This is a genomic window from Tahibacter soli, from assembly GCF_025717065.2.
In the GTDB taxonomy this organism is placed as follows: domain Bacteria; phylum Pseudomonadota; class Gammaproteobacteria; order Xanthomonadales; family Rhodanobacteraceae; genus Tahibacter; species Tahibacter soli.
This window is the reverse complement of the sequence record NZ_JAOVZO020000018.1, coordinates 417,172-442,920: the sequence shown is the minus strand read 5'-3', so window position 1 is coordinate 442,920 and position 25,749 is coordinate 417,172. Positions and strand designations below refer to the sequence as shown.

The 25,749-nt window shown below is 69.1% G+C and carries 29 protein-coding genes; 13 read left to right on the top strand and 16 right to left on the bottom strand.

What is annotated here, in order from left to right; all coding sequences use genetic code 11:
• Positions 1-35 precede the first annotated feature (35 nt).
• Entirely contained in the window at positions 36-443 is a 408-nt protein-coding gene (locus OD750_RS15465; protein ID WP_263541587.1) for a YkgJ family cysteine cluster protein, read from the top strand.
• Here OD750_RS15465 and OD750_RS15460 read toward each other — a convergent pair.
• The 4 genes from OD750_RS15460 to OD750_RS15445 form a co-directional block, all read right to left on the bottom strand.
• Complete coding sequence (locus OD750_RS15460) at positions 410-853, bottom strand: spore coat U domain-containing protein (protein ID WP_263541586.1); 444 nt, start codon at positions 851-853, stop codon at positions 410-412. The two genes, OD750_RS15465 and OD750_RS15460, sit on opposite strands and share 34 nt — an antisense overlap.
• Entirely contained in the window at positions 850-3,081 is a 2,232-nt protein-coding gene (locus OD750_RS15455; protein WP_263541585.1) for a fimbria/pilus outer membrane usher protein, read from the bottom strand. The genes OD750_RS15460 and OD750_RS15455 overlap by 4 nt, the downstream gene beginning before the upstream one ends.
• Complete coding sequence (locus OD750_RS15450; protein ID WP_263541584.1) at positions 3,050-3,775, bottom strand: fimbrial biogenesis chaperone; 726 nt, start codon at positions 3,773-3,775, stop codon at positions 3,050-3,052. Before OD750_RS15450 ends, OD750_RS15455 begins: the two co-directional genes overlap by 32 nt.
• 111 nt (positions 3,776-3,886) lie before the next feature.
• Positions 3,887-4,372 carry a Csu type fimbrial protein gene (locus OD750_RS15445; RefSeq protein WP_263541583.1) on the bottom strand — a complete coding sequence of 162 codons (486 nt, stop codon included), beginning with the start codon at positions 4,370-4,372 and terminating at the stop codon, positions 3,887-3,889.
• A gap of 379 nt (positions 4,373-4,751) precedes the next feature.
• On the opposite strand from OD750_RS15445, the gene icd reads away from it, so the two are divergent.
• Entirely contained in the window at positions 4,752-6,050 is a 1,299-nt protein-coding gene (gene icd, locus OD750_RS15440) for an NADP-dependent isocitrate dehydrogenase (RefSeq protein ID WP_263541582.1), read from the top strand.
• A 48-nt stretch (positions 6,051-6,098) separates the two neighbouring features.
• Here the strand turns inward: icd and OD750_RS15435 are convergent, their stop codons facing one another.
• The 7 genes from OD750_RS15435 to OD750_RS15405 form a co-directional block, all read right to left on the bottom strand.
• On the bottom strand, positions 6,099-6,818 hold the full coding sequence (locus OD750_RS15435) for a hypothetical protein (protein WP_263541581.1): 720 nt from the start codon (positions 6,816-6,818) through the stop codon (positions 6,099-6,101).
• Positions 6,815-7,723, bottom strand: coding sequence for a hypothetical protein (locus OD750_RS15430; RefSeq protein WP_263541580.1), 909 nt, complete (start codon positions 7,721-7,723; stop codon positions 6,815-6,817). The genes OD750_RS15435 and OD750_RS15430 overlap by 4 nt, the downstream gene beginning before the upstream one ends.
• A gap of 112 nt (positions 7,724-7,835) precedes the next feature.
• Complete coding sequence (locus OD750_RS15425; protein ID WP_263541579.1) at positions 7,836-8,771, bottom strand: carbohydrate kinase family protein; 936 nt, start codon at positions 8,769-8,771, stop codon at positions 7,836-7,838.
• A 105-nt stretch (positions 8,772-8,876) separates the two neighbouring features.
• Entirely contained in the window at positions 8,877-9,479 is a 603-nt protein-coding gene (locus OD750_RS15420; protein ID WP_263541578.1) for a DUF924 family protein, read from the bottom strand.
• 193 nt (positions 9,480-9,672) lie between these two features.
• Positions 9,673-10,020, bottom strand: a complete 348-nt coding sequence (locus OD750_RS15415; RefSeq protein WP_263541577.1) for a BON domain-containing protein — start codon at positions 10,018-10,020, stop codon at positions 9,673-9,675.
• 181 nt (positions 10,021-10,201) lie between these two features.
• Positions 10,202-10,912, bottom strand: a complete 711-nt coding sequence (gene rluF, locus OD750_RS15410; RefSeq protein WP_263541576.1) for a 23S rRNA pseudouridine(2604) synthase RluF — start codon at positions 10,910-10,912, stop codon at positions 10,202-10,204.
• Between the two features lie 53 nt (positions 10,913-10,965).
• Entirely contained in the window at positions 10,966-13,026 is a 2,061-nt protein-coding gene (locus OD750_RS15405) for a PAS domain S-box protein (RefSeq protein ID WP_263541575.1), read from the bottom strand.
• A 173-nt stretch (positions 13,027-13,199) separates the two neighbouring features.
• Between OD750_RS15405 and OD750_RS15400 the strand changes: the two genes are divergently transcribed.
• The 5 genes from OD750_RS15400 to OD750_RS15380 all read left to right on the top strand — a co-directional run bounded on the left by OD750_RS15400 (position 13,200) and on the right by OD750_RS15380 (position 17,384).
• Positions 13,200-14,492, top strand: a complete 1,293-nt coding sequence (locus OD750_RS15400; protein ID WP_263541574.1) for a trypsin-like serine peptidase — start codon at positions 13,200-13,202, stop codon at positions 14,490-14,492.
• A 192-nt stretch (positions 14,493-14,684) separates the two neighbouring features.
• Positions 14,685-14,921: a hypothetical protein gene (locus OD750_RS15395; RefSeq protein WP_263541573.1), complete on the top strand. Its 237-nt coding sequence runs from the start codon at positions 14,685-14,687 to the stop codon at positions 14,919-14,921.
• A complete protein-coding gene (locus OD750_RS15390) occupies positions 14,921-15,469 on the top strand; it encodes a DNA-deoxyinosine glycosylase (protein ID WP_263541572.1) in 549 nt (182 codons plus the stop codon). The genes OD750_RS15395 and OD750_RS15390 overlap by 1 nt, the downstream gene beginning before the upstream one ends.
• Positions 15,470-15,548: 79 nt before the next feature.
• Positions 15,549-16,271 carry a hypothetical protein gene (locus OD750_RS15385; protein ID WP_263541571.1) on the top strand — a complete coding sequence of 241 codons (723 nt, stop codon included), beginning with the start codon at positions 15,549-15,551 and terminating at the stop codon, positions 16,269-16,271.
• A 15-nt stretch (positions 16,272-16,286) separates the two neighbouring features.
• The gene (locus OD750_RS15380; protein WP_263541570.1) at positions 16,287-17,384 is read left to right on the top strand and encodes a DegT/DnrJ/EryC1/StrS family aminotransferase; all 1,098 of its coding nucleotides are present in this window, start codon (positions 16,287-16,289) and stop codon (positions 17,382-17,384) included.
• Here OD750_RS15380 and OD750_RS15375 read toward each other — a convergent pair.
• Positions 17,381-17,707 (bottom strand): glutaredoxin family protein, encoded by a 327-nt coding sequence (locus OD750_RS15375; protein WP_263541569.1) that lies wholly within the window; start codon positions 17,705-17,707, stop codon positions 17,381-17,383. The genes OD750_RS15380 and OD750_RS15375 overlap by 4 nt on opposite strands.
• Positions 17,708-17,814: 107 nt before the next feature.
• Positions 17,815-18,450: a glycine zipper 2TM domain-containing protein gene (locus OD750_RS15370; protein ID WP_272842003.1), complete on the bottom strand. Its 636-nt coding sequence runs from the start codon at positions 18,448-18,450 to the stop codon at positions 17,815-17,817.
• A gap of 206 nt (positions 18,451-18,656) precedes the next feature.
• On the opposite strand from OD750_RS15370, the gene OD750_RS15365 reads away from it, so the two are divergent.
• Positions 18,657-18,932: a hypothetical protein gene (locus tag OD750_RS15365; RefSeq protein WP_263541568.1), complete on the top strand. Its 276-nt coding sequence runs from the start codon at positions 18,657-18,659 to the stop codon at positions 18,930-18,932.
• Here the strand turns inward: OD750_RS15365 and OD750_RS15360 are convergent.
• The 3 genes from OD750_RS15360 to OD750_RS15350 are packed head-to-tail and all read right to left on the bottom strand — an operon-like array spanning position 18,929 to position 20,697.
• On the bottom strand, positions 18,929-19,390 hold the full coding sequence (locus tag OD750_RS15360) for an OsmC family protein (RefSeq protein WP_263541567.1): 462 nt from the start codon (positions 19,388-19,390) through the stop codon (positions 18,929-18,931). The genes OD750_RS15365 and OD750_RS15360 overlap by 4 nt on opposite strands.
• Before the next feature lie 19 nt (positions 19,391-19,409).
• Entirely contained in the window at positions 19,410-19,859 is a 450-nt protein-coding gene (locus tag OD750_RS15355; protein WP_263541566.1) for a DUF2721 domain-containing protein, read from the bottom strand.
• A gap of 13 nt (positions 19,860-19,872) precedes the next feature.
• Positions 19,873-20,697: a universal stress protein gene (locus tag OD750_RS15350; RefSeq protein WP_263541565.1), complete on the bottom strand. Its 825-nt coding sequence runs from the start codon at positions 20,695-20,697 to the stop codon at positions 19,873-19,875.
• A gap of 151 nt (positions 20,698-20,848) precedes the next feature.
• Between OD750_RS15350 and OD750_RS15345 the strand changes: the two genes are divergently transcribed.
• From OD750_RS15345 to OD750_RS15325, 5 genes are all read left to right on the top strand, one after another.
• Positions 20,849-21,208: a hypothetical protein gene (locus tag OD750_RS15345; protein ID WP_263541564.1), complete on the top strand. Its 360-nt coding sequence runs from the start codon at positions 20,849-20,851 to the stop codon at positions 21,206-21,208.
• Between the two features lie 110 nt (positions 21,209-21,318).
• Positions 21,319-21,756, top strand: coding sequence for a hypothetical protein (locus OD750_RS15340; RefSeq protein ID WP_263541563.1), 438 nt, complete (start codon positions 21,319-21,321; stop codon positions 21,754-21,756).
• 96 nt (positions 21,757-21,852) lie between these two features.
• The gene (locus tag OD750_RS15335) at positions 21,853-23,427 is read left to right on the top strand and encodes an alkaline phosphatase D family protein (RefSeq protein WP_263541562.1); all 1,575 of its coding nucleotides are present in this window, start codon (positions 21,853-21,855) and stop codon (positions 23,425-23,427) included.
• An 80-nt stretch (positions 23,428-23,507) separates the two neighbouring features.
• On the top strand, positions 23,508-24,830 hold the full coding sequence (locus OD750_RS15330) for a sensor histidine kinase (RefSeq protein WP_263541561.1): 1,323 nt from the start codon (positions 23,508-23,510) through the stop codon (positions 24,828-24,830).
• On the top strand, positions 24,827-25,741 hold the full coding sequence (locus OD750_RS15325) for a response regulator (protein WP_263541560.1): 915 nt from the start codon (positions 24,827-24,829) through the stop codon (positions 25,739-25,741). Before OD750_RS15330 ends, OD750_RS15325 begins: the two co-directional genes overlap by 4 nt.
• The last annotated feature ends 8 nt before the right edge of the window (positions 25,742-25,749 follow it).

The window sequence follows — 25,749 nt, the reverse complement described above, 5'->3', positions numbered from 1 at the left end:
GCAGTGTACGGATTTTGGGCCGCTACAATACGCGCATGAGCGAACGCCCCGTCCCGGAACATCCCTGCATCGGTTGCGGCGCCTGCTGCGCCCGCTACCGCGTGGCGTTCCACTGGTCCGAGACGAGCGCGCTCGATCCGGCCGGCATGCCGGTCGAACACGTCGTCTCGATCGATCCGCACCGCGTCGCGATGCGCGGCACCGACGGGCAGTGGCCGCACTGCACGATGCTCGACGGCAAGGTCGGCGTCGACGCGCGCTGCCTCGCGTACGCGCAGCGACCGTCGCCGTGCCGCGACCTGAAGCCCGCGTGGGAAGACGGCGCGCCGAGTCCGCAGTGCGATCGCGCGCGCGCCGCGTACGGCCTGCCGGCGCTGACGCCGGAATTCTGGGCCGCGCTGCGCGCCGTTCAGAACTCGACGATCACCTCGACGACGTCCTGATACGTGCCCGGGGGCACCCATTGCCCCGGCGCGATACGGCCGTACACCGGCACGCGCGTTTCGCCGACGCGGCCGGTTTGCGCGTCGGGCAGGGCGACGACGAGCGTGTCCGGCGCGCGCCACGGCCGGACGGCAGCGGCATCCTGGAACAACGTATAGCGCAGCGCGCGGCCGGCACCGGCGAGTTCGCGCACCGCGTCGCCGCCGAGCCGGATCGCCGCGCGGGTGACGGGTCTGGCCAGCGCATCGCCGCCGCAGACGAGCGCGATCTCGCCGCGTGCGAGCGCCGGCGCGGCCTGCGCCGGATCGTAGACGCCGAACGCGAGCGCCGTGACGTCGACGCGGCACGACTGCGCCGCCGCTGCGGCCGGCAGCGCGAGCATCAGCGCGGCACCGATCGTTCGTTTCATCGCACGCCCTCGCAGCGCAGCGTGGCGGCGTCGACCGGCGCGAGCCGGCAGCGCCCGAACGCGCCGCGCAGTTCCCACGTTGCGCCCGATGTCGGAGGTTCGACGTGCACGAGCCCGTCGTAGCCGACGCTCTGCCGGTCGGCGCCGTCGACGACGAGCACGCTGCCGGTCGGCGCGGGCGCGCCGTCGGCGAGCGTGAGGCGCAGGTCGCGCAGGCCGGTGCGGCGCACCCCGAACGACGCGACGATGCCGCCGCCGCGATATGGGCGCAGCACGAGCCGGTCGGTCTGCGCGTCGGCGTCGGGCGGCAGCTCGGTCGGTTCGAGTCCGATGTGGTTCGCTTCGAACGCGCGCAGTTCCGGCACGAGGAAGCGGCCGTGCGCGTCGGTGCGCCCGAGCCATTGGTTTTCCCGGTGAATCGGCACGTCGGGAGCGTCGCCGGTGTCGACGATCGCGAACGCGTCGCCGAGCCGCCTCGACGCGTAGCCGTGGCCGCCGATCCACACGAACGCACCGTCGGCGCCGGCACGCACGGCGGTGTCGTCGCGCGTGCGGTCGACATCGAGCGACAGCGCGGTCCACGGCGTGCGCCACTCGCCGCCGGCGCGCGCGTCGCTGCGTTCGAGCGCGCTTTCGACGTACCAGCCCCAGCCCGGGCCGGCCGGCGGCTGTCGCGCCAGCCGCGCGATCGCGCGGTCGCGTTCGCCGCCGATGCCGTTGACCGAGAACGACGTCATGCCGTCGGCGAGCGGCACCAGCAGGCTGAACTGCGCGGCCGTGTCGCGCCGGCCGTCGGCGTCGCGCGTGCGCTGCACCCCGAGCGACAGATAGGCGCGCACGGCGACGCGCTGCGACCAGAACAGCGAATCGAAGCGCAGCCGCCCGTCGGCGTCGGTGCGATCCAGTCGCGACAGGTTGAACTGGCCGAGCGCCGTCGCGACGCCGAGCGTCACTTGCGTCTGCCGCCTCGGCGGCGCGTCGCCGTCGAACGTGGCGAGGTCGCAGTAGTCGCCGCGCGTCCACGACTGCGCGGTGTTCGCGCTGAACCGGCCGCGTTGAAATTCGCTCGCGAAATACCACTGCGTGCCGTCGCAGCGGTCGCCGCCGCTGCGTGCGACCGCCGCCTGCACGGCGCCGAATTCCCCGACGCGCGCGATCGCGCCGACGCCCGCGCGGCGCACGTCGCCGCTCGCCTGCGCCTGGCCTTCGAGCGTCAGCGCGTCGGTCGCGCCGTAGCGGACGGCGTACGACGCGAACGCGTCGCCGTAGTCGTCGGCGTAGCCGCGGCGCAGCGCGCCGGCGTCGAACGAATAATCCGAAAGCCCGGTGCGCAGGAGCTTCGTGCTGACGTAGAACGGCACGCGGTAGACGGTTTCGCGGCCGAGCGCGTCGGCGACGACGACGAGCGCCTCGCCGCCGCCGGTGACGACCGGCAGGCGCGGGATCGAGAACGGTCCGTCCGGCACTTCGGTGCGCCGCGTGCGCAGGCCGTTGACGACGATGTCGACTGCCGACGGCACCGCGGCCTGGCCCGCGAACGCCGGCAGCGGATACGTGACGAGGTCGGGGCGCAGGCCGTAGTCGCGGCCGAAGTGCACGCCGGCGTAGCGCACGGCGCGGCTCCACGCCGGTCCCGGCGTGATCGCGTCGCCGACGCGCAGCTGCCGCATGTGTTGCGGAAAATCCTTCTGCCAGTAAGTTTCGATGCGCTGCCAGCGCGGGTCGCCGGTGTTGCGATACACCGCGTCGCTCGCGACGACCCCGAACGGGCCGAACCAGCGCGGCGCGATGCGCGCGCCGACGTCGGCGTCGCCGCCCGACGTCTGCGCGCTCAGCGTGTAGTCGAGCGCGGCGCCGTGCGCGAGCGGCTGCGGCGCGTCGCCGGGTTCGTCGAGAAAGCGCAGCGTGGTCGCCGGCCGCAGCGACGCGGCGAGGCGCAGCGACAGTTCCCCGCGCGCCTCGTCGACCGTCGCGGCGAGCCCGGCGACATCGGTCAGGCGCACCCACGCATCCTCGCCCGGCGGCACCGGCACGGCGAGTTCGACGAGCAGCGCGCGCGGCGCATACAGCGCGCCGTCGGTGCGGCGGAATTCTTCCACTTTGCCGGTAGGACGGCCTTGCAGCACGACGTCGTAGACGAGCCGGTCGCCGGCTTCCGGGTCGGGCGCGGCGAATGCCGGCGCCGCGAGCGCGAGTTCAACGAGCGCCGGCAAGATCCACGCGCGCATCGATCGGTCCCGCGTCGCTGTCGCCGACGATGCGCACGGCGCGTACGCCGTCGGCGAGCCAGGCCGGCCGCGCGAGCGCAACGGTGCGTTGCGCGCCGGGCAGGACGTAGACCAGTTGCGCGCCGTCGGCGGGTGGCGCGCCGTCGAGCGGCGCGAGCGCGAGGCGGCCGATGCGCACGTGACGGTCGCCGCGGTTGGCGACCGCGATATCGATCGCGTCGCCGCGGGCCTGCGCCTGCCAGTCGAGCGCGACCGCCGCAGGTTCGGTACCTGCAACGAACAGCGGAATCACGAGCCGGATCGGCATGCGCACCGTGCCGGGCGCCGCCGCGTCGCCGCCCGGAATCTGGTCGACGAACACGCGATAGGCGCGCTCGGCCGGCGGCGCGGCGGTGCGGCGATAGACGCGCACGACCTGCTGCGCGGCGGGCGCCAGCGTGAAGCGCGGCGGGCTCACGGTGATGTCGTCGGTCGGCGCGTAGGCGTCGTCGGCGCCCGCTTGCGTCCAGCGCAGCGCGCGCACCTGCATGTCGGCCGGCGCGTCGCCGCGGTTCGTCAGCGTCAGCACCTGCGCCTTCGCGTCGGCGGCGATGTCCAGGCGCACCGGCGCCGCGGCGACGCCCTGCGCCCGCGCCGGCATCGCGGCGAGCGCCGCGAAGGCCGCCGCGACGAGGCGCAATCGTGTCGATGTCATCGCGCTACCCCGGCCCGTCGTCGATCCGGCGACAGGATACACTTTCACAAGTTGCATGAGGTACTACGCGCAAAAGCGCGACGCAGGCGTCGTCGGACCCGATCCGCCGGGTCAGTAGAAGACGGTGACGCCGACCGTGTCGAGATAGGCGCCGGGCGCGGAGAACTGCCCGGCCGGAATGCGGCCGTAGACGTTGTGGATGTTCGGCAGCACCGCGCCGGTGCCCGCGACCGTGTCGGTGCCGTCGGTGACGCCCCAGTTCTGCGTGCGCGCCGCGTCGCGCCAGATCGTGTAGTCGAGCGTGTTGACGCCGAACGACAGCTTGCGCGTCGTGACCGTCGCGCCCGTGCCGGCGCCCGCGTCGAGTCGCACGTTGTACGACGTGCCGAGCGTGCAGGTGACCGTCAGCGCCGCCTGCGCGTCGAGCTGCGCGCCGCTGTAGTTGCCGAAGATCAGCGGCGTGGCGACGACGATGCACGTCGCGAGCACGGTGGCCGTGACCGGCAGCGTCGTCGTCGCGGTCGCCGCGGTCGCGCTCGGCTGCGCGACGGCGATCGAAAGGGCCAGCGCCAGGGCGCCGAGTCGTAGGTGCTTCATGACTGCCTCTTGTGTGCGCGCCGGCCCAGCGCCGGTGTGGCGTGTAGCCTTGCGCACTATCGGCGGGGAAAACACCTGTAAAGAGTTACAGAGTGGAATTTGATAATTGGGTGCGCGCCGTCGCGGCTGCCTGGATCCGCCGCGCGGCCGTGCCGGTCGAGCAGGCGCGGTCGCCCGCCGCGTGCGCGCCGGCGCGCGCCGCGGGTGCCGGCGGCCTCGCGCGCGGCGTCCGCGCGCGAGGCGCAAACGCAGCAAAACCAAGCAGTTGCGAGCGCCGCCTGCGTTCGTCGGGTTTCCGCTGCCGGGGCCGCCTGCTAATCTTGGCGACTGTCCGCGGTCCCGATCCCCCGGCCGCGCCCTATCCCTCCAAGGAGTTCCCATGGCCGAGCCCACCGTTACCGCCCCCGCCGGCGGCGCCAAGATCACGATCGCCGACGGCGTCCTCAACGTTCCGAACAATCCGATCATCCCGTTCATCGAAGGCGACGGCACCGGCGCCGACATCTGGCGCGCCTCGGTGCGCGTGTTCGACGCCGCGGTCGAGAAGGCGTACGGCGGCCAGCGCAAGATCCACTGGCTGGAAATCTACGCCGGCGAAAAGTCGAACAACCAGTTCGGCACGTGGCTGCCGGATTCGACGGTGCAGGCCTGCCGCGATTATCTCGTGTCGATCAAGGGCCCGCTGACGACGCCGGTCGGCGGCGGCATCCGTTCGCTCAACGTCGCGCTGCGCCAGATGCTGGACCTCTACGTCTGCCTGCGCCCGGTGCGCTGGTTCAAGGGCGTGCCGTCGCCGGTCAAGTCGCCGGACAAGGTCGACATGGTGATTTTCCGCGAGAACTGCGAAGACATCTACGCCGGCATCGAATTCGAGGCGGGCAGCGAGTCGCTCAAGAAGTTCATGGCGATGTTCAAGGAAGCGTATCCGAAGGAATACGGCAAGATCCGCTTCCCGGAAACCTCGGGCATCGGTTTCAAGCCGGTTTCCAAGGAAGGCTCCGAGCGCCTGATCCGCGCGGCGATCGAGTACGCGATCGCCAACAAGCGCAAGTCGGTGACGCTGGTGCACAAGGGCAACATCATGAAGTTCACCGAAGGCGCGTTCCGCAACTACGGTTACGCGCTGGCCGAGCGCGAGTTCGGCGACCAGACGTACACCTGGGAGCAGTGGGAGCGCACCAAGGCCGCCAAGGGCGAGGCCGAGGCGAACGCCGAGCAGAAGGCCGAACTCGCCAAGGGCAAGATCCTCATCAAGGACGCGATCGCCGACATCACGCTGCAGCAGGTGCTGACGCGCCCGGACGAATTCGACGTCATCGCGACGCTGAACCTGAACGGCGATTACCTCTCCGACGCGCTCGCCGCGCAAGTCGGCGGCATCGGCATCGCGCCCGGCGGCAACATCAACTACGTGACGGGTCACGCGGTGTTCGAAGCCACGCACGGCACGGCGCCCAAATATGCCAATCTGGACAAAGTGAACCCGGGTTCGGTCATCCTGTCGGGCGAAATGATGCTGCGCTACATGGGCTGGACCGAAGCGGCCGACGCGATCATCGCCGCGATGGACAAGGCGATCGGCAACAAGACCGTCACCTACGATTTCGCGCGACTGATGGACGGCGCGAAGGAAGTGAAGTGCTCGGAGTTCGCCGACGAGCTGATCAAGGCGTTTTGAGGAAATGCGCGGGGGAAGGGGTTTTGACCCCTTCCCCGCGATGCGCGCCTACGCGGTTCGCAACGACGGATAAGCCTTGCGACGGCGTTCCTTCACGATTTCCGGCACGTAGCCGTTCTTCGCCGCTTCGTCGCCGAGACCGAGGCGCTCATAGACCGATCCGCCAATGCCCGGCAGCACTTCGTCGCCGTCCGGCGACTTGTCGGTATCGGTCGCGAAGTGCACGAACTCGAATTTCGCCGACACAGCGTCCGGGAATTCGCGCGCGAGCCGCTGCTCGGCACCGGCGAGCATGACCGGCGCGGCAACGAAAACGCGCTTGGGCTCCGAAGCAGTCAAGGCCTTGGTCAGATTCGTCTTGACGACGCACGCGCCGGAAATGACCGACTTGACGATGATGAAGACGGCGTCGTTGCGGTCGAACTCCTCGGCGTAGCTGCGCACCACCGGCGAAATCGAGACGCGGTCATTCCTGACTCGGCGATTCCACAAGCACATCATGCGCGTGGTTGCGCGAAGATTGCTCAATTCGAGCGTTTCGACAACGCCGCGCGCAAGGAAATCGGCGTCCTCGACGGAACAGATCACGCAGATGTTCTTCGCCGATTCGTTGCCGAGCTTGGAGAGGATGACCGACGCGAGGTGCGAGCCGAGTTCGCGCATGTGCCGCCGATAGCCTTCGACGTCCTCCTTCGCACGCAGGAGTTCGTCGAGCAGCGAGCGGGCGAGAGGGTCGCTTTCGGCGAAAACGGTGAATGTTCTGCTCATGGGACAACCTTCTCGAAGTCTTCGAACGTTGCCGGATTGCGCCGGACGACTTCGTCCTGGAAGGCCTTGAACGCATCGCTCGACACGTCCGATTCGAATATGCCGGACGTGCCGAAGCCCGACCAATGGAAAAATCCTCGCTCGGCACCGTAGCTCAGACCCTCGATGTTGGCAAGAACGCGCATGAAAGCGTCCCGCAAAAACAAGTAGCGGAACGAATCGGCGTCAGCGGGCATGAGTCGCAACTGGTTCGGAAACAGCTTCGCAGCTTGCGCGAACAGCTCCAGAGCGGTGGCGCCTTCCGGTCGTTCCAGACATGCGTTCATCAACGCGTACATGACGCCCGGCAACACGTCGTCCGACGCATTCTCGACGCTGGCCAGCTTGCGCAAGAGGTTGCGTAACGTATCCGATTCCAGCACCAGGCGATTCAAGGTCACCGCCCACGGAAAATGACGCACTTGCGTGTGCGCTGCTATGGCACCCGGGATATTTTTGCGGAGCATCGCTGCGAGATTCGCGGTCGGCACGACCAGCGCGGTACTCGGTCCCGGCTCGTCGAGATGGCGGGAAAGCCGGAACTGAAGCGCGAAGTCCGTCGCTATTGGATGTTCGCCGGAAGACCAGTTGACCGAGTCTGCGTTCTTGAGCTGGTAGTAGTCCGTCGCGCTTGGGATTGCGATGCGCACATCGTCCACGAACCCATCGGCTTGCGATCGAATATGAGGATCCGCACCCGATGGAGCGTCGATCAACGCGGCTGCGGCCTCTGCAACCTTGTACGCGACAAAATGATCTTCGTATCGCGTGCCTTTGTTGCCGGCGTCCCCGCCGCGACGCTTGTTGGCGAAGTATGTCGCTATTTCCGCCCCGAACCAGCCCTCAATGTCTGCGTGCTCGACCATGCGTAGCCGTCCGTTGGCTGCGTTGTACAGAGTGCGCGATTGTACTGTTTGTCGCTGCCCGGACAAAAACGGCTCCGCATGTCGTCTGCGGAGCCGTTTTTGTCTGTAAAACTCAATCCAGCGCGTACCCGAACTGCTGCCGGAACTGATCGGCGAATTCCCCGTACGTGAAGCGCTGGTTCTGCGTGCCCGGATGCTCGACCTTGAGCGCGCCCATCAGCGATGCGAGGCGGCCGATCGTCGGCCAGTCCATGTCGCGCATGATGCCGAAGATGAGGCCGGCGCGGTACGCGTCGCCGCAGCCGGTCGGGTCGGACACGCGGCGCTCGTGCGCCGGCGGGATGTCGTGCACTTCGTCCTTCGTGTAGATCAGCGAGCCCTTCGGGCCGCGCGTGACGATGTACGCCTTGACGCGGTCGGCGATCTGTTCGGGCGTCCAGCCGGTATTGCGCTGCAGCAGCTGCGACTCGTAGTCGTTCACGGTGACGTACTGCGCCTGTTCGATGAACGCGCGGAATTCGTCGCCGTTGAACAGCGGCATCGCCTGGCCCGGATCGAAGATGAAGGGCACGTTGCGCTCGGCGAACTGCTCGGCGTGCTGCAGCATCGCTTCGCGGCCGTCCGGCGCGACGATGCCGAACGTCACGCCTTCGACGTCGCGCACGTGGTTTTCGTACGAGCGCATCATCGCGCCGGGATGGAACGCGGTGATCTGGTTGTCGTCGAGGTCGGTCGTGATGAACGCCTGCGCGGTGTAGAGATCTTCGATCTCCTTGACCTGGTCCAGGCGAATGCCGCAGCGCGTGAAGTGTTCGCGGTACGGGGCGAAGTCCTGGCCGACCGTCGCCATCGGGAGCGGATCGGCACCGAGAAGCTTGAGGTTGTACGCGATGTTGCCGGCGCAACCGCCGAACTCCTTGCGCATCCGCGGCACGAGGAACGCCACGTTCAGGATATGAACCTTGTCCGGAAGGATGTGGTTCTTGAACTGGTCCTGGAACACCATGATGGTGTCGTACGCGAGCGAGCCGCAGATCAATGCAGACATGGGAGCCGAAATCCTGGTTGCGGGAACGAAGCCGCGCGCGAGCGCGAGCGGGCGCGCATTGTCGCAGATTCGGCCGCTAAATGCGGCGATCTGCCGGCATCGGAATCAGAATCCGCCGCCGGCGTCGAGCCAGGCCTGCTCGTCGGCGCCGTTGACGCGGCCGAGCGCGGCGTTGCGGTGCGGAAAGCGGCCGAAGCGCGCGATCACGTCGCGGTGACGCCGCGCGTAGTCGGCATAGTTGTCGAAACTCGCGCGCTCGGCGGCCGGCGCCTGCGCCGCGAGCGCCTCGAACAGCGCGACGCTGCGTTCCTGCAAGGCCGCGTCTTCGGCGTGTTCGAGCGGCAGGTAGGCGAACACCCGCTCGATCGGCGCGAGCGCACGGTCGTCGCCGCTGTCGACGAGCTCGAGCGCCAGTCGCTGCGCGTGTGCGTCGCCGGCGAACGCGCGCGCCGAACCGCGGTGCACGTTGCGCGTGAACTGGTCGACGAGGAGGATCTGCGCGAGCCGCGCCCGCGGCGTCGCCGACCATTCCGGACCCAGCTCGCCGTCGATCGCGCGCTCGACGAGCGCGCCGAAGCGCGTGCGGATCGCATCGTCGAACGCCGCATCGCGCACGAACCAGCGCCGGGCGGTCGCGGCACGTTCGTCCGGCGTCGGGTCGGCCTCGCCGAACCAGAACTTCAGTATTTCCTCGATCGTCGGTGTCATGCGGTTTTCCGGAAAATGGCGCGCCCGGTCGGCGCTGTGGTTTGACCGTTATACGGCCGCATCGCACCCGATCAAGGATTGCGGCAACGAAAACAAGAACGGCCCGGGCGTTGCCGACGCCCGGGCCGCATTGTCCTGTTGTGGTTTTTGCTCCCTGGCGACGGACATCCGGTCCGTCACGAGCGCGGCTGCGTTACTTGCGCAGCTTCAGGGCGCGCGTATCGACGTCCGAAACGCCCTTGATGTTCTTGGCGATGGTGATCGCCTTGTCGATCGCCATCTGGTTGTCGAGCACGCCGGCCAGCGTCACGACGCCGTTCTTCGTCGACACGTTGATGTCGGTGCCCTTGACGTCGCTGTCGGCGAGCAGTTCGGACTTCACCTTCGTGGTGATCCACGTGTCGCCGACCGGCTGGTTCGATTCGGCGGAGGTCGACGTCGGCGTGGTCTTGTTGTCGTTCGGACCGGCCGCCCAGGAGGCGCCCGCGAGCAGGGTGATCAGAACGGCGGCAGCAGACTTCGTAACGGTGTTAAGACGCATGATCGTCTCCTTGGTTGGGGGTCAGACCGGTAATCGACTCAGGGCGTCGAAGGCCGGTGCTGGCTTAGTACGATCAAGTGTCGTGCCAAGAAAAAAACCAAGTAAAATCAATAAATTGAAGTAGCGTTCAGGCAGCAAACTGCAACGTCGCGCCTCCCTCGCGTGCAAGCCGCACGGATCGCTACCACTGCGTGCGGCCCGGTAGCAGGCCGTGCAGTTCCGCCGGCGTCAGGTTGCGCCATTGACCGAGCTTGAGATTGCCGAGGCGGATGTTGACGATGCGCACGCGCTGCAGCTGCTTGACGCGATAGCCGAACTCGGCCGACATCAGGCGGATCTGCCGGTTCAGCCCCTGCGTCAGGATGATGCGAAAAGCGAACTTGTTGAGCTTGTAGACTTTGCACGGCTTCGTCATCTGGCCGTGGATGCGCACGCCGCGCGACATGCCGACGAGAAATTCCTCCGTGACCGGCTTGTTCACGGCGACGAGGTATTCCTTTTCGTGCTTGTTCTCGGCGCGCAGGATCTCGTTGACGATGTCGCCGTTGTTGGTCAGGAGGATGAGTCCTTCCGAATCCTTGTCGAGGCGTCCGATCGGAAAGATGCGCTCGGCATGGTCGACGAAGTCGACGATATTGCCCTTGACCGTCGACTCGGTCGTGCAGGTGACGCCGACCGGCTTGTTCAGCGCGATGTAGACCGATTTCGCGCCGCCGCGCTGGTTCTTGAGCTTGAGCGCGTTGCCGTCGACACGCACGTCGGCACCGGTTTCGATGACCGCGCCGACGCCGGCGCGCTTGCCGTCGACGGTCACGCGGCCGGCTTCGATCAGCGCGTCGGCTTCGCGGCGCGAACACAGGCCGGTGTCGCTGATGTATTTGTTCAGGCGCATGGGATCGCGGCGTGGGACGGGGCGCGAATGCTCGCACAGCGCCGCCGGCCGGGCTACTCGGCGACGCGGTAGCCGTTGCGGCCGGCCTGCTTGACGCGGTACAGCGCCGTGTCGGCGCTGTGCAGGATCGCGTCGGCCGATTCGGCGCCGGTACCGAACGCGAGGCCCACGCTCGTCGTCACGTTGAGCGTCAGGTCGTCGAGCACGAACGGCTTGCGCATCGCGGTGACGATCTTCGCCGCGACCGCCGCGGCGTATTCGCGCCGGCGTACGCTTTCGCTGATCACGGCGAATTCGTCGCCGCCGAGACGGCCGGCCACGTCGGAGCTGCGCAGGCAGCCCACCAGCCGCTGCGCGAACGCCTTGAGCAGCGCGTCGCCGACCGCGTGGCCGTGCGTGTCGTTGATCTGCTTGAAGTGGTCGACGTCGAGATACATCGTCGCGAGCGTCGTGCGCTGGTCGCGGCTGCGCGCGAGCGCGCGCGTCAGGCGTTCGGCGAAGCCGGCACGGTTGACGAGGCCGGTCAACGGGTCGACCTGCGCCAGCTGCGTCAGGCGCGCCGCCTCGTGCTTCTGCGGCGTCACGTCGAGCACGAGCGCGTGGATGCCGGCGATCTCGCGCGGGTTTTCGTCGTCGCGTTGCGGGATGTAGTTGAACTCGAAGTGGCGCACGACGCCGTCGACCGTCTGCTCGAGCTCGAAGCACACGCGCTCGCCGGCGAACGCGCGCGCGAGCCACGGCCGGCGCTGCTCGTAGTTCGCGGCATCGAGCACGTCGCGCAGGTAGCGTCCGGCGACGCCGCGTCCGCCGCCGTAGACGCGTTCGTACGCGGCGTTGGCGAACACGAAGCGCTGTTTGGCGTCGAGATAGAAGATCATCGCCGGCAGCGCGTCGGCGATCGTGCGCAGGCGCTGCTCGCTGCGCTTGAGCGACTGCTCGGCGTGGCGCCGCGCGGTGACGTCTTCGACGCAGCCGACATGGCCGGTCACGTCGCCGTCGAGCACGATCGGCGCGGCCTGCACGTGCACCCAGGTCACGCGGCCGTCGGCGTGCACGTAGCGATGGTCGCTGCGGTAGCGGCGGCCGTTTTCGACCGAGTGCGTCCATTCGCGCGCGACGCGGTCGCGATCGTCCGGATGCACCGCGTCGAGCCAGCCGTCGCGCGCGGCCTGCGCCGCGTATAGGCCGCTGATGCGCTCGTAGGTGGTGTTGACGTAGGTCCACGAGCCGGCCGCGTCGGTGTGGAACAGGCCGACGAGCGCGGCGTCGTTCACGGCTTCCATCGCCGCGCGCTGCTGGCGCAACCGACGCTCGGCAACGCGGTTGGCGGTCACGTCCTGGGCGCTGCCCATGACGAACGGCGTGCCGTCGGCTTCGAACACGAGCCGGTTGTGGAATTCCCAGATGCGCTGCTCGCCGCTGCGGTGCACGAGATACAGAAGGCCGGTGTCGCTGTGGCGGTCGGCGATGCGTTTCAGGTACGCCGCGAACTCGCGGCGCAGCGGCGACGGCACGAAATCGGCGAGCGGCCGGCCGATCAGCTCGGACACCGAATAGCCGAGTGCCGCCGCCGCCGCCGGGTTGAGCGCGAGCAGCACGCCGTCGATGTCGTGCGTGCAGAACAGGCCGAGGCTGTACTCGAACAGGTCGCGATAGCGGCGCTCGTTGCGTTCGATCGTCGCGATCGCCTGGCGCTGCACGCCGTCGTCGAGTCCGCGCCGCGCGCGTGCTTCGGCCAGGCGCAGCGCGCGCGCGACCTCGTGCGCACCGGCGTCGAGATCGATGTACTCGTTCACGCCGGCGGCGACGAGGTCGAGCGCGCCGGTCTCGTCGCGCGGTCCGCGCGCGACCAGCGCGATGCGCGGAAATTCCAGACGCAACGATTTGACAATGTCCAGAAGTTGCCGGCGATCGGCCGCGAGATCGAGCACGACGATATCGGCGCCGCGCTCGCGCAGCACGGTGCGGGCGGCGAGCGCGTCCGCGGCGACCGCGACGTCGGCGCAGCCGATCGCGCGCAGCAGCGGCGCGAGGTCGCGACGCTCGCCGCCGACCAGCAGCAGGCGGGGCCTTTCGCCCAGCCAGGGAATCGCGATGGCCGCGGATGTCTGCATGGCCGAATCGTAGTCCTGCGCGGCGCGGCGATGAAGTGTCGCGCGGCGCTTTTCACGCCGCCTCGACAACAAATTGCCGCGAGCGTGATCCCTGCCGCACCGGTTCGCCGTACGTGATGTCGACACCGCCGGACGATCCGGCGTTTCTTCAACATCATGCGGAGGGTATGGAAATGGTTAACGGAACTGTTCGCGGCGCCCTGGTCCTGTTGCTCGGCGTCGGCTGTTCGCACTACGCGGCTGCGGCCGGCGTCGCCAGCGCCGAAGCGGTGGGTTCGGGCGCGGATCTCGTCGTCGACGTCACCGCCGGTCTGCCGGGCGCGACGGGCTTCACGCAGGAAGTGTGGCGCAGCGAAGGCAAGGTGCGCTTCGAACCGAAGAATGCGGCGGCGGCCGAGACCGCCTGGGCCGAGCGTTTGAAGCGCGCCGGCGACGCCGCGAAAATCGGCGCCGGCGACAGCGCGAAGGGCGACGGCGACAAGACGGTCACGAGCGGCGATCAGTACTGGACCGCGGTGAACGCGCAGACCGGTCAGAAGTATCGCGTCGAGATGCCGCGCGAACTCGCGCACGATCTGCATCGCCTGGCGCTGCAGTCGGGCCTCGCGGCCGGCAAGGGCGCGACGGCGTCCGAAACGGAGAAGTCCGCCGGCGACGACGGCCTCAAGGGCTGGAGCGACGGGTCGGACACCCGCACGCGCCGCTACGACAACACCGCGTTTCCGAACCGCGCGATGGGCCAGATGGGCGGCGGCAACAAGTCGGGCTGCTCCGGCACGCTGGTCGGCCGCCGCCACGTGCTGACCGCCGCGCACTGCCTGTACAACCGCGACGACGACTTCTGGTACTCGCTCGGCGCGACGCGCTTCCGTCCGGGTCGCGAAGGCACCTGCAGCGGCGAAGCGTGCGAACCGTACGGCGCGCACGACGCGGTGTGGTACTTCACGCCGGAACAGTTCCGCAACAGCGACACCGACTGGACCTACGACTACGCGGTGATGGTGCTCGGCACGGCGCCGGGCGACGAAACCGGCTGGCTCGGCTACGTCGCGATCGGCGAGGACAACCTGCGCGACTACTGCGACGCGAACACGTTCAGCCTGGGCCAGTGCTACAGCCGCGGCTATCCGGCGTGCGGCCTGTCGAACGCCCCGGTCGCCAACGAAGCGTGCCAGCAGGGCTGGGCGTACCAGGATACGAAGCCGTGCAACATCGGCGGCTTCGGCAGCAAGGGCGCCGACGGCTGGAACTCGCGCTTCTCGGTGAACTGCGACCTGTCGGGCGGCCACTCCGGTTCGGCCGTCTACACGAACCGCTGGTCCGGCGGCAACAACGTGGTGTTCGGCGTCGTCAGCACGCAGACCTGCTCGACCTGCACCGCGGCCGACGACTACCCGAACGGCATCCGCCGCCTGACGCCGGACGTGCTCGACGCGATCAGCTACTTCAAGTCGACGTTCCCGTAAACCTCCGACCGGCGCGAGCCGATGCCAGCGAGGCCGGGCGAGAGATCGCCCGGCCTCTCACGTTTTCTTCACCTGCGTGTAGTTGGGTAAAAGTACGCAATGACGCACCGCGGCGATCGTGTCGCCGGTCGCGCCCAAACGTGCGCCGCGGTGCTAGGCTTGCGACCAATCGCCGCCATCGCCGAGCCGATCATGAGCACACCGCCGGTCGTCAATTCCGTCACCGCGCCGAGCGCGTCGCAGATCGCGCTCGATCTCGCGGCGGCGATCATCGCGTCGGGCCGCTACCCGATCGAAGCGGCGCGCCCCGACATGGCCGCGCAAGATGCGCTGACGCTGTACGAAATCCTGCTGCAGCGCCTCAAGGAACGCGTCGCGCGCCGCCACGAAGCCGAGGCCGCGAGCATCGAGACCGCCGCCGCCGACTGATGCCGCGCGCCTCTGTTGCCGCGCCGTCGAACGCAGACGCGCGCGTCGAAAGCTTTCCGCCCCGCGTGACGCGCGAGTGCCGCGTGCTCGTGCTCGGTTCGATGCCCGGCGTGCGTTCGCTCGCGCTGTCGCAGTACTACGGCCATCCGCACAACCTGTTCTGGCCGTTCATGCAGGCGCTGTGCGGCGTGGCGGCCGACCTGCCGTACGCGACGCGCGTCGCGGCGCTCAACGCCGCCGGCGTCGGCCTGTGGGACGTGCTCAAGGCGTGCGAGCGGCCGGGCAGCCTCGACAGCGAAATCGCCGCGCACAGCGAAGAGCCGAACGCGATCGGCGAACTCGTCGCGAGCCATCCGTCGCTGCGCGCGCTCGCGTTCAACGGCGGCAAGGCCTGGCAGTCGTTTCGCCGCCATGTGCAGCCGCGCCTGCCGGACGCCGTCGCCGCGCGCGTCGCACTCGTGCCGCTGCCGTCGACGAGCCCCGCGAACGCGTCGGTGCCGCGCGGATCGAAGCTCGAACGCTGGCTCGCGCTGCGGCAGTGGTTGTAGCACCGGGGCGCGTCGGAACGCGTCATGCGCGCCGCGCCGCCATGCGCTATCGTTGCGTTTTTGAACGTCGATGCGCGCCATGTCGAACCTGCGAAATCCCGTTGCCGCCGCCCTGATCGCGGCTCTTGCGCTCGCCGCGTGCAGCAAGGGTCCGCCGCCACCGCCGCCGCCGACGCCCGAACAGGTGAGGGCCGCGCAGGCCGCCGAGCGCATGAAGATGTACGACCAGATGCGCACGACCGAGCGCTGGGATCTCGCCGCCGGTCTCGGCGACGACATCGTCGCGAAGTTTCCCGGCACGCCGGCCGCCGCCGAAATCGGCAAGACCCTGCCGGACATCAAAGCGCGCGTGGCCGCCGCCGCCGAAGCGCGGCGCATCGCGAAACTGTGGACCTACAACCAGGTGAAGGAAGCCAAGGGCACGCAGTACACCGCGTACGTGCTCGCGGCCGGTTCGCCGGCGCAGGAAGGTCCCGAGCGCGTGCGCCTCGTGCTGCGCCAGCATCCCGAGTGGGGCCAGAGCGTGTACCTGCTGCGCGACGAGTCGGGCTTCGTCTGCGGCGCGAAGTGCCAGGTCAGCGCGATCTTCGACGACGAACCCGCGCAGCTCCTGCCGGCGACGAAGCCGCCGACCGGCGAACCGGCGCTGTTCATCGACCCCGATGTCGCGTTCATCGCCAAGCTCCTGAAGGCGAAGAAGGTGCAGATCGGCACGCAGTGGGCCGACCGCGGCAAGCGCATGCTCGAGTTCGAAGTGTCCGGGCTCGATCTGACGAAACTGCCGAACCCGCCCAAGAAATAGCCCGGATCATTCGACGTGACGACGATTCCGTTTCTCGACCTCAAGGCCGCGTACGTCGAGGCCAAGGCCGACGTCGACGCCGCGATCGCGCGCGTGCTCGACAGCGGCTGGTACATCCTCGGCGCGGAAGTCGACGCGTTCGAGGCCGAGTACGCCGCGTACTGCGGCGCGGCACATTGCGTGGGCCTCGCCAACGGGCTCGACGCGCTGCACCTGGCGCTGCGCGCGCTCGGCGTCGGCGCCGGCGACGAGGTGATCGTGCCGTCGAACACGTATATCGCGACGTGGCTCGCCGTGAGCCAGTGCGGCGCGACACCGGTGCCGGTCGAGCCCGACGCGCGCACGTACAACCTCGATCCCGCGCGTATCGAAGCGGCGCTGACCGCGCGCACGAAGGCGATACTGCCGGTGCATCTGTACGGTCAGCCGGCCGACATGGACGCGATCATGGCGCTCGCGCGGCGGCACGGTCTCGTCGTGCTCGAGGACGCCGCGCAAGCGCACGGCGCGGCCTGCAAGGGCCGCCGCGTCGGCGCGCACGGCGACGCCGTCGCGTGGAGCTTCTATCCCGGCAAGAACCTCGGCGCCTACGGCGACGCCGGCGCGGTGACGACGAACGATCCCGTGATCGCCGATCGCCTGCGCGTGCTGCGCAACTACGGCTCGCGCGTCAAATACGTCAACGAAATGCAGGGCTGGAACAGCCGGCTCGATCCGCTGCAGGCCGCCGCGCTGCGCGCGAAGCTTGCGTATCTCGACGCGTGGAACGCGCGCCGCGCCGCGCTCGCGGCGGCATACGGCGAAGCGCTTGCCGGCGCCGACATCGTGCTGCCGCACGTGCCGGCGTGGGCCGCGCCCGCGTGGCATCTGTACGTCGTGCGCGTCGCCGATCGCGAGCGCGTGCAGCAGCGGCTGGCCGCACACGGCATCGGCACGCTGATCCACTATCCGATTCCGCCGCATCGACAGGCCGCGTATGCCGACTGCGGCTACGCGCCGGGCAGCCTGCCGCTCGCCGAAAGCATGGCGGGCGACGTGCTGAGCCTGCCGATGGGGCCGCATCTGGACCCCGCCGCGATCGATACGATCGCCCGGGCGCTGCGAAACGATTAATCGGCCTTCAACGCAACGCCCTGGCGGCGCAGCGATGCGTCGACCGCCTGCGGCATGAAGCCTTTGATCACCTCGTCGCCGACCACGACGAGCGGCGTGCCGATACCGCCCTTCGCGTCGAACTCGGCCTTGATCGCGGGCTCGGAGATGTCGCGCTCGGTCCAGGCGACGCCGACGCCTTCGAGGTGATGGCGCATTTTTTCGCAATAGCCGCATTGCGGCATTACGTACATTGTCACTTCAGGATTTTTGGCCGCGTGCGCGGGCGGCGACAGCGCGGCGAGCGCGAGCAGCGCCGCGGACATGAGCATCGGCAGTTTCATGAGGTTCCCCGTTCGACGCGGCGCGACGGCGCCGCGCATCGAACGACTGGGACAGAGCCCGCGCGGGCGAGTTCCCGCCCGCGCAGGCGGCGCGACGAACCGTGGGTTCAGCGCGCCGTGTCGACCGGACGCACGGTCGGTTCGACGAGCAGGCGGTCGCCCGGCTCGTGATCCATGCGCGTGGTGTATTCGCGGCCGTTGTGCACGTAGGTCACGTCGTAGCCGACGATCTTGTCGCTCGTTTCGTTGACGGTCTTGCAGCGGGTTTCGGTGGTCGTGACGACCTTGCCGCCCTGGTGGCGCTGGTCCATTTCGTGGCCGACGAAGCCGCCCGCCACGGCGCCGGCGACCGTCGCGGCCTTGCGGCCGTTGCCGCGGCCGACCTGGTTGCCGAGCGCGCCGCCGATCACCGCGCCGAGCACCGTACCGCCGACGTTGCCGTCGCGTTCGGGCTGGCGCTTCGTCACGGTCGCCTGCTCGCAGTCCTTGCGCGGCGTCGTCACCTGTTCGATCACGGGACGCACGCGGCGCACGTCGGCGTATTCGCCTTCGTCGCGCGCCGGTTCGACGGCCGCGAACGGCTGCGGTTCCTGCTGCGGATACTGCTGCTGCGAGGGCGGCGCCGTCGCGGCGGGATTCGCCTCCGGCTCCGCGGCCGGACCCGAGAATCGTTGCGCCGCGGCCATGCCGCCGATCGCGATGACGACACCGACCCCGATGCCCAGGATGAGTTTGTTGTCCATGGTGTTTCCCCGGTTGTTGCTTGCCGGGGCGATTGCAATCGATCGGTGCTGAACCGCGACCGCATGGTCGGCGACGTTGTGATCGCCGTCACCAAAATAGCGGGCGCGAGCGGCGATGTTGCATCGAACGTGCGCTCGTAGCCCCCGCGTCAGATTCCTGGCACACAGTGCTGAAATACTGGCGTCCGCTACAGGGGACTCCACGTATGAAAGCGGTTTGGTTGTTGGCGGGACTGTTGTCCTGCCTCGATGCGACGGCGCAGAGCGCGCGGTTCGGTTCGCGCATGATCTCGATCGGCGACGACGCCGATCGCGTGCGCGACGTCGCCGGTTCGCCGGAAAAAACCGAGGCGATCGATCCGGACAATCCGGCGCTGTCGGTGTGGACCTATCGGCGCAAGGGCCGCGTGATCGACCTGTGGATCGCCGGCGGCAAGGTCGTGCGCGTCGACGATCGCAAGGCCGAAGCGAGCGATAGCTAAGGTTGTTCCACCCGCACGTCGCAGCGTACCGAGTTGGCGATGAAGCAGCGATCGTGCGCGTCGTCATGCAGCGCCGCGATCGCTGCCGCGTCGGGCTGCCGCTCGCCGCCGAACGCGATGCGCGGCCTCAGCACGACCTCGCGAAACGCCAGGCGACCCGGCCTTATCGGCGCCATGTGGCCCACGGCGTCGTCGTCGTACGCGTCGACGCGCCAGCCGCCCTGTGCCGCGAGCGACAGGAACCACAGCATGTGGCAGCTCGCGATCGACGCCACGAACGCCTCTTCGGGATCGACCGCGCGGGCGTCGGTCAGCGCGGCCGGCACGACGTCGGGCGACGCCGCGGCTGCGATGTCCGCGCCGCCGTCGAAGCGCCAGCGGTGCGCGCGCGAATAGCGGTTGTCGACGAACGCGGCGTCGCCGCGCTGCCAGGAAACGGTGGCTGCATGTGTGCTCATTGAAGTTCCGTTCGCAGGTTCAATCGCTCGTGCCGCGGCCGCCGATAGGGCCGAGGCGCAGGTGTTTCGTCGCGTAGTAGATCTCGTGCAGAAACACGAGCAGCCCGGAGATCAGCGCGACCATCGCGAGCACGAACAGCGTTGCGGCGACGTAGCTGACGTCGAAGCCGAGAATCGCGCCGGCGAACAGCACGACGATCACGCTGCACACGAGCAGCGCGCACGCGCCCACCGCGCTGATCGACACGTTCATCAGGCGCGCGCGTTTGGACAGCTTGCGCAACTCGTCGAGAAGATCGGGATGCCGCTCGATCGAGAGGTGTTCGAGCCGGTCCTCGAGCCGCCGCGCGCGATCGACGACGCGGGCGAGGCGGCCGGTGAACACGCCGAGCAGCGCACCGACGCCGGTCAGCAGGAAGACCGGTGCGACGGAAAGCTGGATGACGTGCGCGATGTCGTCGATGGCCACGGAACGGTCCTCGTCAGTGCGCGACCAGCAGCGGCTTGTCGGTGTTCTGAAACAGGTGCCGCGTCGCGCCGCCGAGCACGAGCTCGGCGATGCGCGAATGGCCCCACGCGCCCATCACGACGAGGTCGGCGCCGCTGTCGCGCACGGCCGCGAGGAGCGCCGCGCCGCGCTCGCCGGTCGGCGCGAACGGCTTGAATACCGCGTTGACGCCGTGGTCGACGAGATGCGCGCGCAGGTCGAAGCGCGGCAGGTGCAGGATGCCGCCGTTCGACGGCGGTTCTTCGCCGTCGATCACGACGACCGATGCGGCCTGCTTGAGCACCGGCAGCGCGCCGTGCACCGCGCGGATCGCTTCGCGGCTGCCGTTCCAGAGAATCGTCACGCGCTCGCCGAGCGCGCCGATCTGCGCGCCTTCGGGCACGACGAGGAGCGGCGTGGCGGTGCCGAACGCCGTACGCGACACGAGGCCCCAGCCGAGCGGCGCTTCGGGTTTGAGCTGCGGACGTTCGATGACGATGAGGTCGTTCCAGCGCGCCGCGTGCACGATCGCATCGAGCGCGTCGGCCTGCGCCACCTGCCAGTCGCCGCGCGCGCCGGCCGCCTCGATGAGGCCGTTCCACCAGCTCGCGGCCGACTGCGCCTCGTGGAAGCGCCGGTCGGACTCCTGCACCAGCACCGCGACGGTTTCCGGCGACGTGAACGCGGCCGGCGGGATCGGCGCGACGTACAGGCCGTGCAGTCGCGCGTCGATGCGCCTGGCGAGCGCGGTCGCGGCGCGAACCGACGGCGGATCGCCCTGGTACTGCCGCACGTGGACGAGAATATCGAGAGCGCGCATGGCGTTGCCTCCTGTTCCGTCGCGTTGCGCGTAGCTTAGCCCAGCGGCGCGGAGCCGAGTTGATCGCGCGCATTCCAACCTTTCGGCACGCGCACGCATCGCAAGGACAGGCGCAATATTCTCTCGCGCCCGTTCGACGAAGGAGACGGCAATGTTCGCCCTTATCGTTACGCTGATGATCGCCGCCGCCCTGCTGTTCGGCGGCGCGTTCGTGCTGCTGCCGGCGCTGGTGTTTGCGCCGATCGTTCTCGTTGTGGCGCTCGTCGCCGGCGCCGTCGCGTTCGCGCTATGGCTTGCGTTCGCGCTCGTGCGCGTCGCGTTCTGGGTCGTCTTCGGCGTCGCCGCCGCGGCGATCGGCCTCGTCGCGCTGCCGCTCGTGCTGGTCGGCGGCCTGGGCGTGCTGTTCCTGTCGCTCGCGCCCGTGTGGCTGCCGCTGCTGGCGATCGCGCTCGTCGTCTGGGCGGTCAATCGCGGTCAGCGGCAACGGTTGCCGGCCGGCGCGCCGAACTGAGCGAAGCGCTCGATATTGGCGATTTCTTCACGCGTGCCGCGCCGCACGGAATGGCATCGTTCATTTTTTGCGTGCACCATAGCGACACCTCTTCAGAAGGAGCTGCCGACATGACCAAGACCTTGCTCAGTCTGCTTGCGGCGGGCGCGTTCGCGCTCGTCGCGCCGCAGGCGCACGCCGACACGGCGAAGATCGACTGCGAGATGAGTTTCAACATGTCCGGCTGGTCGGCGTTCTACAAGACCGCGACCGGCAGCGGCACGGTCCGCTGCAACAATGGCCAAAGCATGAAAGTGAAAATTCGCGCAAAAGGCGGCGGTCTGACGTTCGGCAAGCAGAAGATCCATGACGGTCGCGGCGAATTCTCGGGCGTCCACCGCATGAGCGACATCCTCGGCACGTATGCGTCGGGCGGTGCGCATGCCGGCGTCGTCAAATCGTCGGCGGCGAGCGTCGTGACCAAGGGCGACGTGTCGCTCGCGCTCGCCGGCACCGGCGAAGGCGTCGATCTGGGCATCGATTTCGGCAAGTTCGTCATCAGCCGGTAACCGGACGTCCACGCGCGCGCAACCCGCGCGCAAAATTCGAGCAACCTCGCTGCCGCATGCTGACGCCCTGCCCACTCTCGGGCAGGGCGTCGTCGCATGCGCAATCCGAAAACCGGCCAGCTCGAAGACGCATCGCGCCGCACCTGGCTGCGCGGCGCCGTCGCCTTCGCAGGCCTCGGCATGACCGGCGCGATCGCCCGCGTCGACGCGCCCGCGCGTTTTTCCGGCTATCCGTTCACGCTCGGCGTCGCGAGCGGCGACCCGGTGCCGAACGGTTTCGTGATCTGGACGCGCCTCGCGCCCGATCCGCTCGCGCGCAACGGCGGGCTCGATCCGGTCGCGCTGCCGGTCCACTGGGAAGTCGCCGACGACGAGCGCTTCGCCCGCGTCGTGCGCAGCGGTGTCGCGCAGGCGCTGCCCGAACGCGCGCATGCGGTACACGTCGACGTCGACGGCCTCGCGCCCGACCGCTGGTTTTTCTACCGTTTCCGCTGCGGCGATGTATACAGTGCGGCCGGTCGCGCGCGCACCGTGCCGGCGGCCGGCTGGCCGGCGCGCAATCTGCACCTCGTCATCGCCTCGTGCCAGCACTACGAGCACGGCTGGTTCGCCGCGCACCGGCATATCGCCGCTTCCGCGCCGGACGCCGTGCTGCACCTGGGCGACTACATCTACGAAGGCTCGTACGGCGAGCGCGTGCGCCGCTTCGAATCCGACAAGCCGCTCGCCGGCCTCGACGACTACCGCACGCGACACGCGTGGTACAAGCTCGATCGCGACCTGCAGTCGGCGCACGCGGCGTGTCCGTGGCTGCCGATCTGGGACGATCACGAAGTCGGCAACGACTACGCGGCGAATCTGCCGATGAACGGCGAGCCGCTCGAAACGTTCGCGATCCGCCGCGCCGGGGCCTATCGCGCGTGGCTCGAACACATGCCGGTGCGCGCCGCGTGCCGCGGCGTCGATACGCGTATTCATCGGCGCGTCGCGTTCGGCGCGCTGGCCGAACTGCACCTGCTCGACGATCGCCAGTACCGCGACGCGCAGCCGTGCGTCGCACGCGGCGGCGGCTACGCGCCGAACATCGCGGCCGACTGCGCCGAGCGCGGCGATCCGGCGCGCTCGCTGCTCGGCACGGCGCAGGAGCAATGGCTGCACGCGGGCCTGTCGAACAGCACCGCGCGCTGGAACCTGATCGGCCAGCAGACGCTGATGGCGCCGTTCTACACGCGCGGCGACGACGGTTCGGCGACCGTGTGGAGCGACGGCTGGGACGGCTATCCCGCGAGCCGCGCGCGCCTCCTCGATCGCGTGGCCGCGCAGCGCATACCGAACGTCGTCACGTTCGGCGGCGACGTGCACGCGTTCTACGTCACCGACCTCAAGCGCGACTTTTCCGACGAACGTTCGCCGCCGATCGCGACCGAGTTCGTCACGGGATCGCTCACGACCGCCGACGTCGATCACGACGCGGTCGCGCGCGACCTGCCGCTGAACCCGCATGTGCGCGCGTTCGACGGCCGCCATCGCGGCTGGCTCGACGCGCGCATCGCGCCCGACCGCGTCGACGTCGCATGGCGCGTGCTCGACGACGCGCGCAACCCGAACGCGCGCGCGTCGACGCTCGCGGCGTTCCGCGTCGACGACGGCATCGCCGGCATGGCCTCATAGCGCAAATCCATGACGCAGCCGACAGATTCGTAATCGCGCTGACGCATGCGCGACGTAGCCTTGCGCCCATGAACGCTTCGATGTCTTCGCTGCCGCCGGTCGCCCTCGCGCCCGCGCCGCCGGGCGATCTCGCCGCGCTGATCGCACCCGTACCGCCGCTGACGCCGGCCTGCACGGTGCAGCAGGCCGGCGAACGTTTTCTCGAACCGGCCGTCGCGGGGCTGTTGTCGCTGCCGATCGTCGAACGCGGTCGGGTGCTCGGCTGCGTCACCCGGCACGAGCTCATGATGCGCGTGTACATGCAGCCGTACGGCCGCGAGCTGCATGCCCGCCGGCCGGTGACGGCGCTGATGAACGCCGCGCCGCTCGTGATTGCCGTCGACAGCGCGATCGAAGCGGCCGGCCAGCTGATCGGCGCGCGCATTCAAAGCCCGATCACCGAAGACTTCGTCGTCACCGACGCCGCCGGCGACTACGTCGGCATGGGCGTCGTGCTCGACGTGCTGCGCGCGCTCGAGGCGCGCGTCGGCGAACACACGCGCGAACTCGAATCGGCGTACCGGCGCCTGAAGGCGTCGCAGAACCAGCTGATCCAGTCGGAGAAGCTCGCGAGCCTCGGTCAGCTCGTCGCCGGCCTCGCGCACGAAATCAACACGCCGCTCGGCTATGTGCAGAACAACGTCGAGATGGTGCGCAACCATCTGCCGGCCGCGGCCGAAACGCTCGCCGCGTATGCCGGCGTGCTCGATGCGGCCGGCGGCGACGACGCGACCGCCGCGCAGAGCGCGCAGCGCCTCGACGACGCGCTCGCCGCGTTCGATCCGGCGCTGTGCGGCGATCTCGCGTCGCTGCTCGACGACACGCTGCACGGCGTGCACCAGATCGCCGATCTCGTCGCGAGCCTCAAGGACTATTCGCGCATCGACCAGGCGCGCAGCGAGAACGTCGACCTGCACGGCCTGATCGAAAGCGCGCTGCGCATCGGCGGACATCTGCTGCGCCGGCGCGACGTGCAGGTGCGGCGCCAGTTCGGCGAGATCGCGCCGGTCACGTGCGCGCCGGCGCAGATCAACCAGGTGCTGCTCAACCTCATCGGCAACGCGGCGCAGGCGATCGAGCACGATCGCGGCATCATCGCGATCCGCACGCAGGCTTCCGGCGGCTACGCGATGATCGCGGTGCAGGACAACGGCAAGGGCATCCCGCCCGACGTGTTGCCGCGCATCTTCGAGCCGTTCTTCACGACCAAGCCGGTCGGGCAGGGCACGGGCCTGGGGCTGTCGATCTGCCAGCAGATCGTGCAGGCGCACGGCGGACGCATCGCCGCGACGTCGACGCCCGGCGTCGGCACGCGCTTCGTCGTCGCGCTGCCGGTCGCCGGCCGCAGCGGGGCGCGCGCATGAGCAAGCCGTGCCTGCTGCTGGTCGACGACGAAGAGCGCATCCTGCGTTCGCTCGCGATGCTGTTTCGCGCGCACTACGACGTCGTCGCGACCACCGACGGCGTCGAGGCGCTCAAGGTGGTGCGCTCGCGGCCGGTGCACGTCGTCGTCTCGGACCAGCGCATGCCGGCGATCACCGGCGTCGATCTTCTGCGCCAGATTCGCGACCACTCGCCGCGCACGATGCGCATCCTCCTGACCGGCTACGCCGATCTCGCCGCGGTCGAGGCGTCGGTCAACGACGGCGAAATTTTTCGCTTTCTGGAAAAACCCTGGGATGCGCTGAAGCTGCAGGACGCCGTCGCGCAGGCGGCCGACATCGCGCACGCCGAATTCGCCGAGCCGATCCGCGTCGCGCCGCCGCCGGAGGCGATCGTCGCGGCGCGCGTGCTCGTGCTCGACGAAGATCCGTCGACCGCGATGCTCGTGCGCGGCCTGCTGCCGCCGTCGTGCGCGATCACGATCGCGACGACGGTCGAGGCCGCGCTCGCGCGCCTGGGCGAGGCCGAGCACGCGGTGATCCTCGCCGAACTCAAGCACGGCAGCGACGACGTCATCGGCGCGCTCAAGCTCCTGAAGCAGGCGAACCCGCACACCCTCGCGATCGCGTGCTCGTCGCTGCGCGACGGACGCCTTCTGATCGACCTGATCAACCAGGGCCAGGTGTTCCGCTTCCTGCCCAAGCCGCTCGGCCGCGAACTGCTGCGGCGCGCGCTGACCGCGGCGCTCGACCGCCACGCGCAGCTCGCGCACGATCCGCAGCGCGCGCGCCGCCACGCGGTCGAGGCGCCGCGCGAGGTGTCGCTGCCCTCGCGCGTGATGGACTATTTCCGCCGCATCCGCGAGAACGCGCGCCAGAAGGCGGCAAGCTGACAGAATTG

Excerpts from the sequence above, each read along its gene's own strand:
- OD750_RS15435 (WP_263541581.1), bottom strand. The coding sequence starts at position 6,818 with ATGAGCAGAACATTCACCGTTTTCGCCGAAAGCGACCCTCTCGCCCGC.
- OD750_RS15420 (WP_263541578.1), bottom strand. The coding sequence starts at position 9,479 with ATGACACCGACGATCGAGGAAATACTGAAGTTCTGGTTCGGCGAGGCC.
- OD750_RS15335 (WP_263541562.1), top strand. The coding sequence starts at position 21,853 with ATGCGCAATCCGAAAACCGGCCAGCTCGAAGACGCATCGCGCCGCACC.
- OD750_RS15395 (WP_263541573.1), top strand. The coding sequence starts at position 14,685 with ATGAGCACACCGCCGGTCGTCAATTCCGTCACCGCGCCGAGCGCGTCG.
- OD750_RS15390 (WP_263541572.1), top strand. The coding sequence starts at position 14,921 with ATGCCGCGCGCCTCTGTTGCCGCGCCGTCGAACGCAGACGCGCGCGTC.
- OD750_RS15425 (WP_263541579.1), bottom strand. The coding sequence starts at position 8,771 with ATGTCTGCATTGATCTGCGGCTCGCTCGCGTACGACACCATCATGGTG.
- OD750_RS15360 (WP_263541567.1), bottom strand. The coding sequence starts at position 19,390 with ATGAGCACACATGCAGCCACCGTTTCCTGGCAGCGCGGCGACGCCGCG.
- rluF (WP_263541576.1), bottom strand. The coding sequence starts at position 10,912 with ATGCGCCTGAACAAATACATCAGCGACACCGGCCTGTGTTCGCGCCGC.
- OD750_RS15340 (WP_263541563.1), top strand. The coding sequence starts at position 21,319 with ATGACCAAGACCTTGCTCAGTCTGCTTGCGGCGGGCGCGTTCGCGCTC.
- OD750_RS15375 (WP_263541569.1), bottom strand. The coding sequence starts at position 17,707 with ATGAAACTGCCGATGCTCATGTCCGCGGCGCTGCTCGCGCTCGCCGCG.
- OD750_RS15405 (WP_263541575.1), bottom strand. The coding sequence starts at position 13,026 with ATGCAGACATCCGCGGCCATCGCGATTCCCTGGCTGGGCGAAAGGCCC.
- OD750_RS15455 (WP_263541585.1), bottom strand. The coding sequence starts at position 3,081 with ATGCGCGCGTGGATCTTGCCGGCGCTCGTTGAACTCGCGCTCGCGGCG.
- icd (WP_263541582.1), top strand. The coding sequence starts at position 4,752 with ATGGCCGAGCCCACCGTTACCGCCCCCGCCGGCGGCGCCAAGATCACG.
- OD750_RS15345 (WP_263541564.1), top strand. The coding sequence starts at position 20,849 with ATGTTCGCCCTTATCGTTACGCTGATGATCGCCGCCGCCCTGCTGTTC.
- OD750_RS15460 (WP_263541586.1), bottom strand. The coding sequence starts at position 853 with ATGAAACGAACGATCGGTGCCGCGCTGATGCTCGCGCTGCCGGCCGCA.
- OD750_RS15325 (WP_263541560.1), top strand. The coding sequence starts at position 24,827 with ATGAGCAAGCCGTGCCTGCTGCTGGTCGACGACGAAGAGCGCATCCTG.
- OD750_RS15330 (WP_263541561.1), top strand. The coding sequence starts at position 23,508 with ATGTCTTCGCTGCCGCCGGTCGCCCTCGCGCCCGCGCCGCCGGGCGAT.
- OD750_RS15450 (WP_263541584.1), bottom strand. The coding sequence starts at position 3,775 with ATGACATCGACACGATTGCGCCTCGTCGCGGCGGCCTTCGCGGCGCTC.
- OD750_RS15400 (WP_263541574.1), top strand. The coding sequence starts at position 13,200 with ATGGTTAACGGAACTGTTCGCGGCGCCCTGGTCCTGTTGCTCGGCGTC.
- OD750_RS15365 (WP_263541568.1), top strand. The coding sequence starts at position 18,657 with ATGAAAGCGGTTTGGTTGTTGGCGGGACTGTTGTCCTGCCTCGATGCG.
- OD750_RS15350 (WP_263541565.1), bottom strand. The coding sequence starts at position 20,697 with ATGCGCGCTCTCGATATTCTCGTCCACGTGCGGCAGTACCAGGGCGAT.
- OD750_RS15445 (WP_263541583.1), bottom strand. The coding sequence starts at position 4,372 with ATGAAGCACCTACGACTCGGCGCCCTGGCGCTGGCCCTTTCGATCGCC.
- OD750_RS15385 (WP_263541571.1), top strand. The coding sequence starts at position 15,549 with ATGTCGAACCTGCGAAATCCCGTTGCCGCCGCCCTGATCGCGGCTCTT.
- OD750_RS15465 (WP_263541587.1), top strand. The coding sequence starts at position 36 with ATGAGCGAACGCCCCGTCCCGGAACATCCCTGCATCGGTTGCGGCGCC.
- OD750_RS15370 (WP_272842003.1), bottom strand. The coding sequence starts at position 18,450 with ATGGACAACAAACTCATCCTGGGCATCGGGGTCGGTGTCGTCATCGCG.
- OD750_RS15430 (WP_263541580.1), bottom strand. The coding sequence starts at position 7,723 with ATGGTCGAGCACGCAGACATTGAGGGCTGGTTCGGGGCGGAAATAGCG.
- OD750_RS15415 (WP_263541577.1), bottom strand. The coding sequence starts at position 10,020 with ATGCGTCTTAACACCGTTACGAAGTCTGCTGCCGCCGTTCTGATCACC.